The organism is Zoogloea sp. (genome assembly GCF_041908905.1).
GTDB lineage: Bacteria > Pseudomonadota > Gammaproteobacteria > Burkholderiales > Rhodocyclaceae > Zoogloea.
This window is the reverse complement of sequence record NZ_JAYREK010000001.1, coordinates 205532-222990: the sequence shown is the minus strand read 5'-3', so window position 1 is coordinate 222990 and position 17459 is coordinate 205532. Positions and strand designations below refer to the sequence as shown.

Genomic DNA, 17459 nt, shown 5'->3' with positions numbered 1-17459 from the left:
AAATAAGAATGGTTCGCATCATAAGGGTGCTTTCTGGTTCCGGTCAATAACCTTTAAGATGAAAGGGTTATGAAAGGTTTTTGACAGGAATCTGTCAGCTATGCAAAAGGGTATCCGGGGGCCGGCTCGCCCATGCCAAGGCTTGCCCGAGCCGGCGGGGACGCCCGGCTCTCCTGTATCATCCCGGCTGCCGCCGCTGCGCCGTTCCCCGTGCCGGCGCTGCTTCGTGCGATTTTTAATTCAAGACCCGGATCTCCAGCCGGCTGGCCCATCGCCCCCGTCCCGCCGGCTGCCCCATGCTCCCATGACCGAATCCCCCTGGCGTGCCCTCGCCAACCGCCGCATGCTGATCTGCGTGCTGACCGGCTTCTCGTCCGGCCTGCCGCTCTACCTGCTGCTCAACCTGGTGCCGGCCTGGCTGAAGACCGAGGGCCTGTCGCTGAAGGCCATCGGGGCCTTCGCGCTGATCCAGTTTCCGTACACCTGGAAGTTCGTCTGGTCGCCCTTCCTCGACCGCTACGCGCTGCCCCTGCTGGGCCGCCGGCGGGGCTGGATGGCGCTCACCATGCTGCTGCTGCTCGGGGCGATCGCCTGGCTCGGCACCCTGTCGCCCACCGCCGAGCTGGGGCTGGTGGTTGGGCTGACGGCGCTGATCGCCTTCCTGTCGGCCACCCTCGACATCGTGCTGGACGCCTACCGCCGCGAGCTGCTTCCCGAGATCGAGCTGGGCATCGGCAACGCGATCCACGTCAACGCCTACAAGCTCGCCGGCCTGGTGCCGGGCAGCCTGGCGCTGGTGCTGGCCGACCGCCTGCCGTGGCCGCAGGTGTTCGTGATCACCGCGCTGTTCATGGCGCCGGGCCTGCTGATGACCCTGCTGGTCCGCGAGCCCGTCGCCGCGGCCCGGGCGCCGCGCACCCTGCGCGATGCGGTGGTCGAGCCCTTCCGCGAGTTCTTCGGCCGCCACGGGCTGCGCTCGGCGCTGCTGGTGCTGGCCTTCATCTTTTTGTACAAGCTCGGCGACTCGCTGTGCACGGCGCTGGCCACGCCCTTCTACCTCGAGATGGGCTTCAGCAAGACCGAGGTCGGCCTGATCGCCAAGAACGCCGGCCTGTGGCCCAGCGTGATCGGCGGCCTGCTGGGCGGGCTGTGGATGGTCAAGCTGGGCATCAACCGGGCCCTGTGGGTGTTCGGGGTGGTGCAGTGGCTGGCGATCTTCGGCTTCGCGTGGCTGGCCTGGCTGGGGCCGGCCGAGGCCGATGCCGGCCGGCTGTGGGTGCTGGCGGCGGTGATCGGCCTCGAGGCGCTGGGGGTTGGGCTAGGCACCACCGCCTTCGTGGCCTACATGGCGCGCACCACCCACCCGGCCTACACGGCCACCCAGCTGGCGCTGTTCACCAGCTTGATGGCGGTGCCGCGCACTTTCATCAACGCCTCGGCGGGCTGGCTGGTGGAATACTTCGGCTGGTTCGATTTCTTCATGCTGTGCGGCGTGCTGGCGGTGCCCGGCATGCTGCTGCTGTTCAAGGTCGCGCCGTGGCGTGAAGCCCCGCCGACCGAAGCCCGGAGCTGACCCAATGTCCGACAAACCCCTCGAAACCGCCGCCCGCAGGCTGTCGGCGGCCCTTGCGCCGATGCGCTTTTCGGCGCCGGTGTCCCACGTCTACAACCCCTTCGACTATGCCTGGGCGGGCAACGCGGCCTACCTGCGGCGCTTTGGCCAGGGGCCGAAGCGGGTGGTCTTCGTCGGCATGAACCCGGGTCCATTCGGGATGGTGCAGACCGGGGTGCCCTTCGGCGAGGTCGCCGCGGTGCGCGACTGGATGGGCATCGAGGCCGAGATAACGCCGCCCGCCGAGCAGAACCCCAAGCGCCCCATCGAGGGTTTCGCGTGCACCCGCTCCGAGGTGAGCGGGCGGCGGCTGTGGGGCTTGTTCGCCGAGCGCTTCGGCACGGCGGAGGCCTTCTTTGCCGAGCACTTCGTGTCCAACTACTGCCCGCTGGCCTTCTTCGACGGGGGCCGCAATGTCACGCCGGACAAGCTGCCCGCCGCCGAGCAGGGGCCGCTGCTGGCGGCCTGCGACGCCCACCTGCGCGAGACGGTGGAGATTCTGCAGCCGGAGTGGGTGATCGGCGTCGGCGCCTGGGCCGAGCAGCGCGCCCGGGAGGCGCTGGCCGGCCTGCCGCTGCGTTTCGGACGGGTGCTCCACCCCAGCCCGGCCAGCCCGGCGGCCAACCGCGGCTGGAGCGAGGCGGCGACGCGGCAGCTGGTCGAGCTGGGGGTGTGGTAGCGGCGCCGGGGCGCCTGGCGGGTGTCCCGGGCCTGTTGCTTGGGTGGCGTCGATGAGTTTTTCCACGTCGCAGCCCGAGGACGAGGCGGGCTCGCCCGCAGCGTGGGCGACGTCGCCTAAAGTTTAGGCAGTGTCGCCTAAAAGTTAGGCAACCGATCCTCTTGGCGCCCCTCGCTTGCATAAAAATGAGGCGGCATCGCCTCAAAATAAGGCAACCGACCCTCCCGGGGACCCTCGATTGCCTAAAAATAGGGCGACGGAGGATCGCAGAGACCCTCCGCCGGGTGAATGTTCATCGACGCCGCCCCTCCGGCGGCCAGCTCAGCGGCGCCGGCCGCCGCCGAGGATGGAGCCGAGCACGCCGCGCACGATCTCGCGGCCGATGGACGAGCCCACCGTGCGCACCGCGCTGCGGGCGGCCTGTTCGGCCAGGCCCGGGTGGCGCCCGCCGCGGGGGCCGGTGCTGCCGAACAGCAGCTCGCTGAGCCCGCCGAGCAGCCCGCTGCCGCTCTCTTCGGCGGGGGCCGGGGCGGCGCCGCCGCCGTTGCTGCCCTTGCCGGTGGCCGGGGTGGCCGCGGGCTTGCCCTGCAGCACTTCGAAGGCCGATTCCCGATCCACCATCGCCTCGTAATGGCCGTAGATCACCGAGTTTTCGATGGCGGCCTTGCGCTCGGCCGGAGTCAGCGGGCCGAGGCGGGAGTCGGGGGCGATGATGGTGGCGCGCTCGACGATGTGCGGGCGGCCCTTGTCGTCGAGGAAGGACACCAGCGCCTCGCCCACGCCGAGCTCGGTGATGACGGTGGCGGCGTCGAACTCGGGGTTGGCGCGCATGGTCTCGGCGGCGGTCTTGACGGCCTTCTGGTCGCGCGGGGTGAAGGCGCGCAGGGCGTGCTGGACCCGGTTGCCGAGCTGGCCGAGCACGGTGTCGGGCACGTCGAGGGGGTTCTGGGTGACGAAGTAAACGCCGACGCCCTTCGAGCGGATCAGGCGCACCACCTGCTCGATCTTTTCGAGGAGCGCCTTGGGAGCGTCGTTGAAGAGCAGGTGGGCTTCGTCGAAGAAGAACACCAGCTTGGGCTTGTCCACGTCGCCGACCTCGGGGAGCTGCTCGAAGAGCTCGGCCAGCATCCACAGCAGGAAGGTGGAGTAGAGCTTGGGCAGCTGGCTGAGCTTGTCGGCGGCCAGCACGTTGATCACCCCGCGGCCGTCGGCGTCGGTCTGCATCAGGTCGGCGATGTCGAGCATCGGCTCGCCGAAGAACTTGTCGCCGCCCTGGGTCTCGAGGGCCAGCAGGCCGCGCTGGATGGCGCCGATCGAGGCGGCCGAGATGTTGCCGTAGGAGGTGGTGTACTCCTTGGCGTTCTCGCCCACGTACTGCAGCACGGCGCGCAGATCCTTGAGGTCGATGATCAGCAGGCCCTGGTCGTCGGCGATCTTGAACACCAGCTGCAGCACCCCCGACTGGGTCTCGTTGAGGTTGAGCAGGCGGGTGAGGAGCAGCGGGCCCATGTCGGATACCGTGGCCCGCACCGGGTGACCGGCCTCGCCGAAGACGTCCCAGAACACCGCGGTGCACGGCCGCGGGGTGAACTCGGTGATGCCCAGGGCGGCCAGGCGCTCCTTGAGCTTGGGCGACTCGACGCCGGCGGCGCCCACGCCGGAGAGGTCGCCCTTCACGTCGGCCATGAACACCGGCACGCCGATGTTGGCGAAGGATTCGGCCATCTTCTGCAGCGTGACCGTCTTGCCGGTGCCGGTGGCGCCGGTGATCAGGCCGTGGCGGTTGGCGAGCTGGGGCAGCAGGTGGATGTCCTGGGTCTTGGACTTGGCGATGAGCAGGGGCTCGGTCATGGCGTCTCTCCGGGCTGGCGGATCAAAACGCCAAGGGTAGCCCGATTGGCGGAGCGCGGCCAGAGGCGGCCGCCGGGCGGTGCTCGGGTGTAATTTTTTGTCATTGTGCCGTGCATCATCGGGGTCTAAGCTGAAGCGGAATCGTCCACTTCAAGGAGATGCATCATGACGTTCTCGTCCTGCGCCCTCCGGGGCCGGCTGGCGGGCCTCGCGCTGGCTGCGCTGCTGGCGGCCCCGCCGGCGGTGGCCGCCGAGCTGCCCGAGCTCAAGATCGACCTCGCCCAGACCACGGTGTCGGGCATCTCGTCCGGGGCCTTCATGGCGGTGCAGCTGGGGGTGGCCCATTCGGCCTCGGTGCGCGGGGTCGCCGCCACCGCCGGCGGGCCGTATTTCTGCGCCCTCGACGACGCCCTCGGTGGTGCCTCGGTGGACCGGGCCATCGGGCGCTGCATGCAGGGCGACCCGGCCTACCGCGCCCAGCCCATCGACGCGGCCCAGCTCGCCCGCATGGTCGCCGCCACCCGTGGCTGGGGGGCGAAGGGCGAGATCGACCCGCCCGAGGGCCTCGCCCGGCAGACGGTGTGGATCTTCCACGGCTACAACGACGGCGTGGTCAAGAAGCCGGTGAGCGACGCCCTGCGGGCCTGGTACACGGCCTTCACGCCGGCCGGGCAGGTCTTCTACAAGGACGAGTTGCCGGCCGGCCACGCCCAGATCTCCGCCGCCTGCGCCGATCGCCCGGATGGCGCCTGCAACGTGTGCGCCCAGACCGGCGGCCGCTTCATCAACGCCTGCGCCGAGCCCGGCCAGCCGGGTGCGCTCTACGACGCCGCCGGCGCCGCGCTGCAGCTCTTCTATGGCCCGCTGCGGCGCACCCCCACCGCCGCTCTCGGTGGGAAGCTGGAGTCCTTCGAGCAGGCGCCCTTCATCCGCGGGCGTAGCGGCAGCCCCGTGCCGCCGGCGCGGATCGCGATGGGCGACACCGGCTACGTGTATGTGCCGCCGGCCTGCCGCGCCGGCGAGCCCTGCCGGTTGCACATCGCCTTCCACGGCTGCCAGCAGGACGCCGGCAGCCTCGGTCAGGCGTTCGCCACCACCGCCGGCTTCAACGAGTGGGCCGACGCGGGCCGCATCGTGGTGCTCTACCCCCAGGCCCGCAAGACGCTGCCGGACCCGCTGGGCCGCACCCCGGCCAACCCGATGGGCTGCTGGGACTGGTGGGGCTACAACGATTTCCTGCACGACCCGGGCGCCGGCACCTACGCCCGCAAGGCGGGGGTGCAGATCGCCGCGGTGTGGCGTATGGCCGAGCGGCTCGCCGGCGCCGGGGGGCGATCCGCTCCCGCGGGCGGGGCACAGCCGGCGCTGACGGTGGTCGACCGCAGCGCCTCCCAGGCGGCGCTGGCGTGGACGCCGGTGGCCGGTGCCACGGCCTATGTCGTCGAACGCAGCGAGGCGGGGGGCGCCCCTCAGCGGCGGGCGAGGGTGGAGGCGGCCCGCGTCTCGTGGGTCGATGACGGACTCCGTCCGGGCAGCGCCTATCGCTACACCCTGCGCCCGCTGCTGGGCGAGGTCGAGGGCATGCCGTCGGCGCCCGTCGAGCTGCGCACCGCCGCCGTGCCGCCGGCCTGCGACCCGTACTTCTCCCTCTCGCGCGGGGCGCCGGTCACCCGCACGGGGCGCCCGACCCGGGCGGTCTGCCCGTAGGCGGCACGCCACGCCGGGCCTGGGGCCCTCCCGGCGCATCCGCGGAGGGCCCGCGGCGCTTGCCGTGGGTTATAATTTTCGGCTTTCGATTGATAGGGTTAGCGCATCATGGCGGGTCATTCCAAGTGGGCCAACATTCAGCACCGCAAGGGCCGGCAGGACGAAAAGCGCGGTCGCGTCTTCTCGCGGCTGGCTAAGGAAATCACCGTCGCGGCCCGCATGGGCGGCGGCGACATCGCCTTCAACCCCCGCCTGCGCCTGGCGGTGGACCGGGCCAAGGCGGTCAACATGCCCGCCGACAACATCGACCGGGCGGTCAAGAAGGGCACCGGCGAGCTCGAGGGCGTGACCTACGAGGAGGCCCGCTACGAGGGCTACGGCATCGGCGGCGCAGCGGTGATGGTCGATTGCCTCACCGACAACAAGACCCGCACGGTGGCCGACGTCCGCCACGCCTTCAACAAGTACGGTGGCAACATGGGCACCGACGGCTGCGTGTCCTTCCAGTTCAAGCACTGCGGCCAGCTGCTGTTCGCGCCGGGCACCTCGGAAGACGCGCTGATGGAAGCCGCCCTCGAGGCCGGCGCCGACGACGTGGTGACCAACGACGACGGCTCCATAGAGGTCACCACCGACCCGTACCAGTTCGGCGAGGTCAAGGAGGCTCTCGAGAAGGCCGGCTTCACCGCCGAGTTCGGCGAAGTCACCATGAAGCCCCTCAACGAGACCGAGCTGGCCGGCGACGACGCGGTGCGCATGCAGAAGCTGCTCGACGCCATCGAGTCCCTCGACGACGTGCAGGCGGTGTACACCTCGGCCGCGATGGACGAGGAGTGAGGCGGAGCCCGCTGCCCGCCGCATGAAACAAAAAGGCCACCGCGAGGTGGCCTTTTGCTTTCGGCGGCGTTTCCGGCCAGGCCGGAAACGCTCCGGCGGAAGTTACTTGCGGCGACGGACGGCAGCCAGACCCAGGGCGCCGAGACCCATCAGGGCCATGGAGGCGGGTTCCGGGATCGGAGCCGGCGGGTTCGGGGGGGTGACCGGGTCGGTCCAGCTGATGCCGAAGGCATCCAGTTCGAGATCCCAGCCCGGAGCGCCGTTCAGGGTCAGGGCGAGAACGCCGCCAGCGGAGATCAGGGCGGGGTCGAGGGTGAAGGTCTTGTCGGTGTTGCTGGTGTTGCCGGGGATCGCCGAAGAGTAGATGTTGGTACCGTTCAGCGTGAAGGCGATGTCAGTCGGGTTGCCATCAGACAGGATGATCTTGAAGAGAAAGCTGACGTCCAGCACATTCAGCGGTACAACACCCGCAGCCAGATTCCAGCTGACGCCGACAGTCGAGTCGACGCCGCTGTCATTGCTGACAGACAGCTTGCCGGCGGTGGTGTTCACACGGGCCTTTGCGACGTCGCCGTCATCACCAGCGGTCTTGATGATGGACAGGACGCGCTCGGTTACCGTCGACTCCACGGGGGTGCCGGCGACTACGTCTTGGCTGATGTTCTGGGCGCCGGTGTTGAAGTCGTCAACGATGTAAGCGCCGGCGTGAGAGGCACCAGCAACTGCGAGAAGGGCAAGCGCGATGAGATTTTTTTTCATGGATTCAACTCCGGTTTGGAATCTGTCAAAAATATTTTGAGCGGATAAAATTGATTTCCGCCTGCTCACATCAAGCAATGGCCGTGCCCGATTGTGGTTTTTTGATACGAATCAAATACTTATAATGTATAAAAAGTGTTACTTGTTTGTCCTGTAAAATATTTCGACAAGTAAAGGTTAAGTTATGTGACGCGGCGCCGTATATTAATCCCGATGAATATTCAATTTAGTAAAAATATTGTTTTTATTGATTTTTCTGAATCTTGAATTAAAATCGTTGTATTCAAAAGGCAATAAGACGGTTTTGAATCTACTGTCCGTGGAGGCGTTTGATGGTGGCGAGTGAGTCTTCAAATGAGGTCGGGTCCGGCGAACGCCGCAAGCGCCAGCGTTTCGTGGCCCGGCGCTGGGGGAGCGTCTGTTTCTGGGTGGTGATCGACGGGGAGCGCCTGCCGGTCAATGACCTGTCCCTGGAAGGTTTCTCAGTGCCCTACGGCGCACCGCTCATCGAGCCGCGCCAGCTGGGCTTCGAGCTGAGCCTGGACGGCATCCCGGAGCGGATCTTCGGCGTGGCCGAGACCATGAATTTCACGGTCGGGGAGAGCGGTGGCCAGCTTGGCTGCCGCTTCCTGTCCTTCGAGGGCGACGGCGCGATCCGCCTGCACGACTGGCTGACGGTGCATGTGATCGCCACTGCCACCGTGCGCATTTCCGAAAAAGAGGCCGCGGAGATCGTGTCGGGGCCGTCGCTGATCTGAGGGGGCTCCCCGGATGTGCCGCCCGGGTACCTGAGATAATTTCTCAGGTACTTGAAAGATATGGTAAATTTCGATCCAGCTTCGCCGGCCACGAGCCGGCGTTTTCCGTTTGTGCCTAGTCTTGCCGTCCCCGCTGCGGGGGCTTGAGGAATTCCTGCCGTGCTCATCGCCAACAACATCACCATGCAGTTCGGGGCCAAGCCCCTTTTCGAGAACGTTTCCGTCAAGTTCGGTGACGGCAACCGCTACGGTCTGATCGGCGCCAACGGGGCCGGCAAGTCCACCTTCATGAAGATCCTGGCTGGCGTCCTGGAGCCCAGCGCCGGCAACGTCGCCATCGACACCGGCGAGCGGATGGCCTTCCTCCGGCAGGACCAGTTTGCGTTTGAGGACGTGCGCGTGCTCGACGTGGTGATGATGGGCCATGCCGAGATGTGGGCCTGCATGCAGGAGAAGGACGCCATCTACGCCAACCCCGAGGCGACCGAGGACGACTACATGAAGGCCGCCGAGCTGGAGGGCCACTTCGCCGAATACGACGGCTACACCGCCGAGGCCCGCGCCGGCGAGCTGCTGCATGGCGTCGGCATCCCCACCGAGCAGCACAACGGCCTGATGCGCGAAGTCGCCCCCGGCTGGAAGCTGCGCGTGCTGCTGGCCCAGGCCCTGTTCGCCAACCCGGACATCCTGCTGCTCGACGAACCGACCAACAACCTCGACATCAACACCATCCGCTGGCTGGAGAACGTGCTCAACGAGCGCAACTCCACCATGATCATCATCTCCCACGACCGCCACTTCCTGAACCAGGTGTGCACCCACATGGCCGACCTCGACTACGGCCGCATCCAGGTGTGGCCCGGCAACTGGGACGACTACATCGAAGCCTCCACCCAGGCCCGTGAGCGCCAGGCCGCGGCCAACCAGAAGGCCAAGGAGAAGGTCCAGGAACTGCAGGAGTTCGTGCGCCGCTTCTCGGCCAACAAGTCCAAGGCCCGCCAGGCCACCAGCCGCGCCAAGCAGATCGAGAAGATCAAGATCGACGAGTTCAAGCCCTCCAGCCGCCAGTACCCGTGGATCCGCTTCGAGTACGACGACAAGGAGAAGCTGCACCGCCAGGCCGTCGAGATCGAGAACCTCACTTTCGGCTACGATCCGGCCAACCCGATCATCAAGAACTTCACCTTCACCGCCGACGCCAACGACCGCATCGCCATCATCGGCGAGAACGGCATCGGCAAGACCACCCTGCTCAAGCTGCTGGTGGGCACCGGCCTGCACGGCCTGGCGCCCCAGCACGGCTCCATCAAGTGGGCCGAGAAGGCCAAGCTCGGCTACTACGCCCAGGACCACGCCGAAGATTTCGCCGGCGGCGAGAACCTCACCGACTGGATCAGCGGCTACGTGCGTGAAGGCGGCTACGAGGGCGACGACGCCGAGACCCTGATCCGCGGCACCCTGGGCCGCCTGCTGTTCAAGGGCGACGACGTGAAGAAGTCGGTCAAGGTCATCTCCGGCGGCGAGCAGGGCCGCATGCTGTTCGGCAAGCTGATGCTTCAGCGCAAGAACGTGCTGCTCCTCGACGAGCCGACCAACCACATGGACATGGAGTCCATCGAGTCCCTCAACGCGGGCCTCGCCGACTTCACCGGCACGCTGTTCTTCGTCTCCCACGACCGCGCCTTCGTGTCGTCGATCGCCACCCGCATCCTCGAGATCCGCGGCCCGGGCGACATCGTCGACTACCGCGGCACCTACGAGGAGTACCTCGCCAGCCAGGGCATCGAATGACGCGTTCGTGAATAAACCTGCTGCGCGGCCCGATCTCGCGACTGCGGTGCTCGCTGTACTCCAGTGCGGCTCCGCTCCTCGTCGCGACCTCGGGCCGCTCGCTACGGTTTCTTCACGAACGCCGCGCTTGTGCCGGGTGTCTGCGACTGCTCGGGCTGCCCTCGTGGATGCGGTGCCCGCTGCACGCCCCTACCGCGTTACGCCGCCATCCCGCGCTGCTCGCCGCGGTGTTTCCGCCGACGCTGTGCGGATGTCAGTACTGAAGGCAGGGAGGGCGATGTGACGCCGCTGGTGCTCCTTGTTGGCCTCACGATCGCCCTCGGCCTGGTGGTCGACCGCTTCGGCGGCGTCTGGGGGCCGCCGCTGGTGAGCCTGTGGGTGTGGGGCCTGGGCGGTCTGCTGTGGTGGCGGGAGCGGGCCTGGCGCCCGCGGCTGCTGGCCTGCCTCGTGATCGCCACCGCCGGCGAGGTCGTGCTGTCGCTGGTCTGGGGGCTGTACGACTACCGGCTCGGCAATCTGCCCCTCTTCGTGCCGCCCGGGCACGTACTGCTCTACTGGCTCGGCCTGCGCCTCGCCGACGAGCTGCCGACGGGCCTGCTGCGCGTCACGCCGTGGCTGGCGCTGGCGGCGGTGAGCCTGCTGGCGCTGGCCCGCCTCGACTGGCTGGGGCCGCCGCTGCTCCTCATCTTCCTGGCCTGCCTGCGCTGGGGGCCGGCGCCGCGGCTGTACGTGACGATGTTCCTGCTGTCCCTGGCGATGGAGCTGTGGGGCACCGCCCTCGGCAACTGGGCCTGGCGCGGCGTGCTGCCCGGCCTCGGCTGGCCGGTGGCCAACCCGCCGCTGGCGGCCGGGGCCTTCTACTGCGTGCTGGATCTGCTCAGCGACAAGGCGGCCCCAGTGCGCCGCCCGGCAACCGTGGGTTGAGCACTTCGCCGCACCGGTCCGTGAAACCGTGTGTCGCCGCCGCCAGCGGGGCCCGGATCGGGTGGTCCCCAGAGTAAGCTGCGGGCAAGGCCATGAAGCTCAGCAAGCTATCCCTCCTCTTCTCGGCGGCCCTGTTGCTGATCGTCGGCATCAACGGGTCGATCTCGATCCTCGTCCTGAACGCCTTCAGTCGCGCCCAGGCGGAGCAGGACCATCGTCTCGAGGCCCTGCGCCGGGTGGATGACCTGCGCCGCGAGATGGACACCCTCTCCGGCCTCGTGCGCAGCTACGTGGTCACCTGCGAGCAGCGCTACCTCACCTACTACTACGCGATCCTGGCCATCCGCGAGGGCGACCAGCCGCCCGTCGCCGACGCCGAGCCGGCCACCTTCTGGAGCCGGGTGATCGCCGGGATGACCCCCTACACGCCCCACACCGATCGCCCGCGGGAGTCCGTCTGGGCGCGCATGCGGGCCCTCGGCCTCGAGGAGGCCGAGCTCGTCGCGCTGGAGCGGGTGCGCCGCGAAGCCGAAGCCATCAAGGCCCTGGAGCAGGTCGCCTTTGCCGCCGCCCAGGGGCATTACGACCCGGTGGCCCGCTCCTTCGTGGCCGAAGGCAAGCCCGACCAGGCGCTGGCGATCCGCCTCGCCCACGGCCCGGAATACAGCGTGCAGCGGGCCCGCAGCGCCATCTCCATCGCCGCCCTCAAGGCCCGGGTGGACGAGCGCACCGGCCGTCAGGTGACCGAGGCCCGCCACCGCCTGCGCAACTGGATCGTCGCCGCGATCATCGGCATGACCGCCACCGTGCTGCTGGCGCTGCGGGGCGTGCGCAGCGTGCGCCAGAAGGTGCTGCAGCCCATCGAGGACATGTGCGCCGCCACCGACCAGCTGGCCCGCGGCCAGTACGACGTGCGCCTCACCGGCGAGGACGAGGTGCAGGAGATCCAGACCCTGCGCACCACCTTCAACTCGATGGCCGACGCCATCGAGCGGGACATCGGCGAGCGCGAGAGCATCGGCCGTGAGCTGCAGGAGGCGCGCGCCCGGGCGGAAGCCGCCACCCAGGCCAAGTCGCTGTTCCTGGCCAACATGAGCCACGAGATCCGCACCCCGCTCAACGCGGTGATCGGCATGGCCGACCTGCTGCTGCGCAGCCGCCTGCCGCCGCGCCAGCGGGATTACGCCAGCAAGATCCGCATCTCCGGGCGGGCGCTCCTCGACACCCTCAACGACATCCTCGATTTCTCCAAGATCGAGGCCGGCCGCCTCGAGCTCGAGCGCATCCCCTTCCGCCTCGAAGACCTGGTCGCCAACGCCTTCGTGCTGGTCGAGCGGGCCGCCCTCGAGAAGGGCGTCGAGCTGCTCTTCGAGGCCCGCCGCGACAGCGCCGACCTGCTCGCCAGCGGCTTCACCGGCGACCCCCTGCGGATCGGCCAGGTGCTCGGCAACCTGCTCTCCAACGCGGTCAAGTTCACCCCCGCCGGCCACGTCTCGCTGCGCATCGAGCGCCTGGCCGGCGACGCCGGGCGGGAGCGGGTGCGCTTCAGCGTCGAAGACACCGGGATCGGCCTGCGGCCCGATCAGATCGAGCACCTCTTCGACGACTTCGTGCAGGCCGACGGCGCCACCACCCGCCGCTACGGCGGCACCGGGCTGGGCCTCGCCATCGTGCGCCGGCTGGTGGCGGCGATGGACGGCACGATCCGCGTCAAGAGCGCGCTGGGCCAGGGCAGCAGCTTCATCGTCGAGATCCCGCTGGCCCGCGACGCCGGCGCCCGCCACGCCCCCGCCGAGCCCCTGCCGGCCCTGCGCGTGCTGGTGGCCGACGACTACCCCGAGGCCCGCCTGGCGCTCATCGACATCCTCCAGCTGGGCGGTATCGACGACGTGGAGGCGGTGAGCTGCGGCAGCGAGCTGTTCGACTGCCTCGCCGGCGCCCGTCAGGAATCCCGGGGCTACGACCTGCTCTTCCTCGACTGGACCCTGCCCGACAGCAACGGCGGCGAGGTGCTGCGCCGGCTCGCCGCCGAGCCCGGGCTCGCGCCGCGCCACGTTGCGCTGATGGCGCTGCCGCGCACCCTCGACGAGGAGATGCCCGAGACCCACCCCTCGGTGCTCCATTTCTGCGACAAGCCGCTGCTGCCCGGCGCGCTGCGGCGCCTGTGCGACGAGATCCTCGGCCGCGCCCCGCTGCCGCCGGCCAAGGACGAGGTGGCCATCGGCGCCCTCGACGGCATGCGCGTGCTGCTCGTCGAGGACAACTCCACCAGCCGCGACGTGGCGGTGGCGCTGCTCGGCCGCTGGGGCGTCGAGGTGGACAGCGCCGCCGACGGGGCCGACGCCCTCAGCCAGCTCGCGGCGCAGGCGCCGGGCCACTACGACCTGGTCTTCATGGACCTGCAGATGCCCGGCATGGACGGCTACGAGGCCATCACCCGCATCCGCGCCCAGCCCGCGCTGGCCGAGCTGCCGGTGTATGCCCTGTCGGCCCACGGCAGCCGCAGCGTGCTGGAGCGCTGCCGTGAGCTGGGCATGAACGGCTGCCTCGACAAGCCCTACGACCTGGCCGAACTTTTCGCGGTGCTGCGCCGCTATTACCGGGGCCGCTCCGCGCCCGAGAGCCTGCCGCCGTCCCCGCCGGGCACCGCCACCCTGGCCGGGCTGGAGGGCATCCCCGGCCTCGACCCGGACTGCGCGATCAACGACACCGGCATCAGCCCGACCCTCTACCCGCGCCTTCTCGCCAAGTTCCGCGACCAGTTTGCCGACGGCCCCCAGGGCCTGCGCGCCGACGTGGACGCCCGCGCCTGGGCCGCCGTGGTGCCCTTTGCCCACACCCTCAAGGGCCGCGCCGGCCTGCTCGGCATGAGCGAGATCGCCGCCATCGCCGGCCGCCTCGAGGCCGCCGCCCGCGCCGGCGACGCCGCCCGCGCCCAGCGCGCTCTGCAGGCCCTGGAGGCCGGCCTGCGGCCCATCGTGGAGGGGCTGGACCGGGTGCTGCCGCGGGGCGAGGCGGGGCGGGTTTGAGCCACCGCCCGTTGGGGCACGGGTACGAGGCTCCGAAGGTCGAACTCGAGCCTCGGAGGGTCAAGCTCGAGGTTCGGAAGGTCGCTCTCGATCCTCGGTAGCTCGAACTCGAGGTTCGGAAGGTCGAACTCGATCCTCGGAAGCTCGAACTCGAGGTCCGGAAGGTCGAACTCTATCCTCGGCAGGTGGAACTCGAGGTCCGGAAGATCGAACGTGATCCTCGGAAGGTCGAACTCGATCCCCGGAAGCTCGAACTCGAAGCTCCGAAGATCGATGCCCAGCTCCGGAAGGCCGGCGTCGAGGTGCCGCGCGCGGTGGCCGGGCGGGCCGGGGGATCAGGAGCCCAGCGCCTTCCGCCCCGCCCGGTCGCCCCACCAGGCGGCCTCCTCGAACACCGAATAGCCCGACAGGTCCGAATGGGCGAACAGCAGGCGCCCGTCGGCCTCGCGCAGCGCGGCGAGGCCGGGGTTGGCGAGGCTGCCGCAGATGGGCATTGCCATGCCGTGGCCGCGCAAGGTGATCTCCACCACGCGGGTGCGGCGCCACAGCTCCAGCGGGCCGTAGTGCTGGCGCAGTTCTTCGGCGGCGAGGTCGAGGAGGTCGGCGGCAGGGGCCGTGGCGAGCCAGGCGCGGGCCTGCTGCGGGGTCTGGTCGGCGAGCGCCCGGTAGGCGGTGAACACCGTGTGGGCCGGGCGGGCGGCGCGGATCAGCTGGTGGGTGGCGACCACCCAGCCCAGGCCGCGGCTGCCGGCGAGCACGTTGTCCCAGGCCAGCGGGGCGTCGGCGGGCTCGGGGGGAAAACCGTCGAGCAGGAAGTTGGCCACCAGCCACGGGGCCTGGGGCGGCAGGTGGGCGGCCGGGTCGAAGCCGTAGTCGCGGAGGTTGGAGACCACCCGGGCCGCCACGTGCAGCGGCATCGCGCAGATCGCGCGGCGGGCGCGGATGCGCACGGGCCCCTCGGGGCTGGCGCACAGGATGCTCACGCCCTGCGCGTCCTCGCGCACGTCCAGCGCATGGCCGGCGAGCTGGCGGCCAGCGGGCACCCGGGCTTCGAGGCCGCGGGCCAGGAAGGCGAGGCCGTCCGGCCAGGTGAGCAGGCTGCCGTCGGCGGCGTTGGCGGCCTGGCCGCCGCGGCTGGCGAAGTAGTGCAGGCCGGTCCAGGCCGACACCTGGTCGGGCGTGGCGCCGTATTCGTCGCGGCAGACGTAATCCAGATAGGTGTGCAGGCTCGGCGAGCTGTAGCCCTCGGCGGCCAGCCAGGCGCGGAAGCTGACGCCGTCGAGGCGGCGGAAGGCCGGGTCGGCGCTGGACTGGGCCAGGGGCACGCAGAAGGCGCGCCGGCCGTCGCTGCCGCGGGTGTGGGCGAGGGAGTCCACCCGGGCCAGGAAGCGCCGGTGCTGGGCGGCCTCGTCGGCGCCCACGTGGGCGGTGGGCAGCAGGCCGTCGCGCCAGGCGCCGTCGAAGAACAGGCGCTCGTCGGGGGCGTGTACGAGCGCCGTCTCGCTGAAGCGGGGGCGGGGGCCGAAGGGCTCGGCTTCGATCACGCCCAGCTCGTGCAGCAGCTCGCGCACGGGTGTCGATTCGAGCGACGGCAGCGGCAGGTAGTGGGCACCACGGGGGAAGGCGAGGGAGGAGCCGGAGGGGCTGTCGAAGCGCCCGCCGGCGGCGTTGCCGAAGGGCTCCGGGCCGGTGAGCAGCAGGAAGTCGTCGTGGCCCGCCTTGGCCAGCCGCCAGGCCGCGGTGAGGCCGGCGATGCCGCTGCCGAGGATCGCCACGCCGGTGCGGATCTCGCGTGGCGGGGTGGGGAGCAGCGCACCGGCGCGCAGCGCGTGGCCGGCCTCCATGCCGGGGCGCAGCACCGTGAGCGGGATGCCCAGGTGCGTCAGCCGGCGGCAGCCGGGCAGGGCGGCGAGGCCGGCGGCGGCTGCGCCGGCCAGGAAGCGGCGCCGGTTGATCACCGCACCACCCGTCCCCAGTCCTCCTCGAAGTAATGCACCAGGGCCTGGGTGTTGAGGTGGTTGGGCTCGACCGGCAGCGGGCGCATGTCCGGCGGGAAGCTGAACATCAGCCGCGTGCTGTCGGCGTCGAGGAAGCGGGTCGGCACGCGGTAGCGGGTGGGCGGCACGAAGCCGGGGCGCTTCATGGCGAGGTTGAAGCCCCATTCACCGAAGGACGGCACCATCGCGTGGTAGGGGTGGGTGCTGAAGCCGGCCGCGCGCAGGGTCGCGTCGATGCACCAGAAGCTCCGCGGGGCGAACCACGGCGAGGTGGATTGCACCACCAGCGCGCCGTTCTCGGCGAGGTGGCGGGCCATCAGGCGGTAGATCGGCACCGAGTAGAGCTTGCCGAGGCCGAAGCTGGAGGGGTCGGGGAAGTCGGCGATGATGAGGTCGAAGACCTCGGCGTTGTCCTCCAGCCACTGGCCGGCGTCGGCGTTGATGATCGTCACGCGCGGGTCGGACAGGGCGCCGGCGTTGAGGGCCGCCAGCTCGGCGTTGCGGGTGAACAGATCGGTCATCGCCGGGTCGAGGTCCACCAGGGTGACCTGCTCGATGTTGGCGTGGCGCAGGATCTCCCGCACCGCCAGTCCGTCGCCGCCGCCCAGCACCAGCGCCCGCCGCGCCCACGGCAGGCTCTGCAGCGCCGGGTGCACCAGGGCCTCGTGGTAGCGGTGCTCGTCGCGGCTGGAGAATTGCAGGTTGCCGTTGATGTAGAGCCGGGTGTCGTCCTTCCAGCGGGTCACCACCAGGCGCTGGTAGGGCGTGGTGGTGGCGAAGATCACCTCGTCGCCGAACAGCCCCTTCTCGGCCCAGCGGGTGAGCCGGTCGGAGCCGGCCAGCCCGGCGGCCAGGAAGGCCATCACCAGCACCCCGCGCAAGAAGCGTGGGCGCAGGCCGGGGATCTCGGCGCGGTAATGCCACAGCGTCCACAGCGCCACCGCCACGTTGGCCATGCCGAACAGGAAGCCGGTACGCGACAGCCCCAGCTTGGGCGCCAGCACCAGCGGGAACAGCAGCGACACCACCAGCGCGCCCAGGTAGTCGAAGGTGAGCACCCGGCTCACCAGCTCGCTGAAGCTGGCCTGGCGGGCGTTGAGCACCCGCATCACCAGCGGGATCTCCATGCCCACCAGCACCCCCAGCGCAAACACCAGCGCATACAGCGCGCTGCGGAAGGGCGCCGACATCCACGCGAAGAGCAGGAACAGCAGCGTCGCCGACAGCCCGCCGAGCAGCCCCACCAGCAGCTCGATGTCGATGAAGCGGGCCAGCACGTCGCGGTCGTCCACATACTTGGAGAGGTGCGAGCCCACCCCCATCGCGAACAGGTAGCAGCCGATGATCGACGAGAACTGCAGTACCGAGTCGCCCAGCAGGTAGCTCGACAGCGCCCCGGCGATCAGCTCGTAGGCGAGCCCGCAGGAGGCGACGACGAAGACGGAGAGGATCAGCAGCCGGTCGGGGAAGCGGGCGGGCCGGAGGCCGGGGGCGGGGGGTGACATGGGCCCGACT

The 17459-nt window shown here is 69.6% G+C and carries 12 protein-coding genes; 8 read left to right on the top strand and 4 right to left on the bottom strand.

Going from position 1 to position 17459, the window contains the following annotated elements; all coding sequences use genetic code 11:
- Nucleotides 1–304: 304 nt before the first annotated feature.
- The gene (locus tag ACE3OU_RS01045; RefSeq protein ID WP_374239674.1) at nucleotides 305–1573 is read left to right on the top strand and encodes an AmpG family muropeptide MFS transporter; all 1269 of its coding nucleotides are present in this window, start codon (nucleotides 305–307) and stop codon (nucleotides 1571–1573) included.
- Between the two features lie 4 nt (nucleotides 1574–1577).
- Nucleotides 1578–2291, top strand: a complete 714-nt coding sequence (locus ACE3OU_RS01040) for a uracil-DNA glycosylase family protein (RefSeq protein ID WP_374239673.1) — start codon at nucleotides 1578–1580, stop codon at nucleotides 2289–2291.
- Nucleotides 2292–2612: 321 nt separating this feature from the next.
- Here ACE3OU_RS01040 and ACE3OU_RS01035 read toward each other — a convergent pair whose 3' ends face one another.
- Nucleotides 2613–4142, bottom strand: coding sequence for a helicase HerA-like C-terminal domain-containing protein (locus ACE3OU_RS01035; protein WP_374239672.1), 1530 nt, complete (start codon nucleotides 4140–4142; stop codon nucleotides 2613–2615).
- A gap of 165 nt (nucleotides 4143–4307) precedes the next feature.
- On the opposite strand from ACE3OU_RS01035, the gene ACE3OU_RS01030 reads away from it, so the two are divergent.
- The gene (locus tag ACE3OU_RS01030; RefSeq protein ID WP_374239671.1) at nucleotides 4308–5849 is read left to right on the top strand and encodes a hypothetical protein; all 1542 of its coding nucleotides are present in this window, start codon (nucleotides 4308–4310) and stop codon (nucleotides 5847–5849) included.
- A gap of 108 nt (nucleotides 5850–5957) precedes the next feature.
- Nucleotides 5958–6686: a YebC/PmpR family DNA-binding transcriptional regulator gene (locus tag ACE3OU_RS01025; RefSeq protein ID WP_374239670.1), complete on the top strand. Its 729-nt coding sequence runs from the start codon at nucleotides 5958–5960 to the stop codon at nucleotides 6684–6686.
- A gap of 102 nt (nucleotides 6687–6788) precedes the next feature.
- Here ACE3OU_RS01025 and ACE3OU_RS01020 read toward each other — a convergent pair whose 3' ends face one another.
- Nucleotides 6789–7445, bottom strand: coding sequence for a PEP-CTERM sorting domain-containing protein (locus tag ACE3OU_RS01020; RefSeq protein WP_374239669.1), 657 nt, complete (start codon nucleotides 7443–7445; stop codon nucleotides 6789–6791).
- 332 nt (nucleotides 7446–7777) lie between these two features.
- Between ACE3OU_RS01020 and ACE3OU_RS01015 the strand changes: the two genes are divergently transcribed.
- The 4 genes from ACE3OU_RS01015 (at nucleotide 7778) to ACE3OU_RS01000 (ending at nucleotide 13947) form a co-directional block, all read left to right on the top strand.
- On the top strand, nucleotides 7778–8203 hold the full coding sequence (locus tag ACE3OU_RS01015; protein ID WP_374239668.1) for a PilZ domain-containing protein: 426 nt from the start codon (nucleotides 7778–7780) through the stop codon (nucleotides 8201–8203).
- A gap of 159 nt (nucleotides 8204–8362) precedes the next feature.
- Nucleotides 8363–9994 (top strand): ABC-F family ATPase, encoded by a 1632-nt coding sequence (locus tag ACE3OU_RS01010; RefSeq protein WP_374239667.1) that lies wholly within the window; start codon nucleotides 8363–8365, stop codon nucleotides 9992–9994.
- Nucleotides 9995–10273: 279 nt separating this feature from the next.
- Nucleotides 10274–10918 (top strand): hypothetical protein, encoded by a 645-nt coding sequence (locus ACE3OU_RS01005; protein WP_374239666.1) that lies wholly within the window; start codon nucleotides 10274–10276, stop codon nucleotides 10916–10918.
- A 92-nt stretch (nucleotides 10919–11010) separates the two neighbouring features.
- Nucleotides 11011–13947: a response regulator gene (locus ACE3OU_RS01000; protein ID WP_374239665.1), complete on the top strand. Its 2937-nt coding sequence runs from the start codon at nucleotides 11011–11013 to the stop codon at nucleotides 13945–13947.
- A gap of 335 nt (nucleotides 13948–14282) precedes the next feature.
- Here the strand turns inward: ACE3OU_RS01000 and ACE3OU_RS00995 are convergent, their stop codons facing one another.
- Both ACE3OU_RS00995 and ACE3OU_RS00990 read right to left on the bottom strand, forming a co-directional pair.
- Nucleotides 14283–15905: an NAD(P)-binding protein gene (locus tag ACE3OU_RS00995; RefSeq protein ID WP_374239664.1), complete on the bottom strand. Its 1623-nt coding sequence runs from the start codon at nucleotides 15903–15905 to the stop codon at nucleotides 14283–14285.
- On the bottom strand, nucleotides 15902–17449 hold the full coding sequence (locus tag ACE3OU_RS00990) for a polyamine aminopropyltransferase (RefSeq protein WP_374239663.1): 1548 nt from the start codon (nucleotides 17447–17449) through the stop codon (nucleotides 15902–15904). Before ACE3OU_RS00990 ends, ACE3OU_RS00995 begins: the two co-directional genes overlap by 4 nt.
- Nucleotides 17450–17459 lie beyond the last annotated feature (10 nt).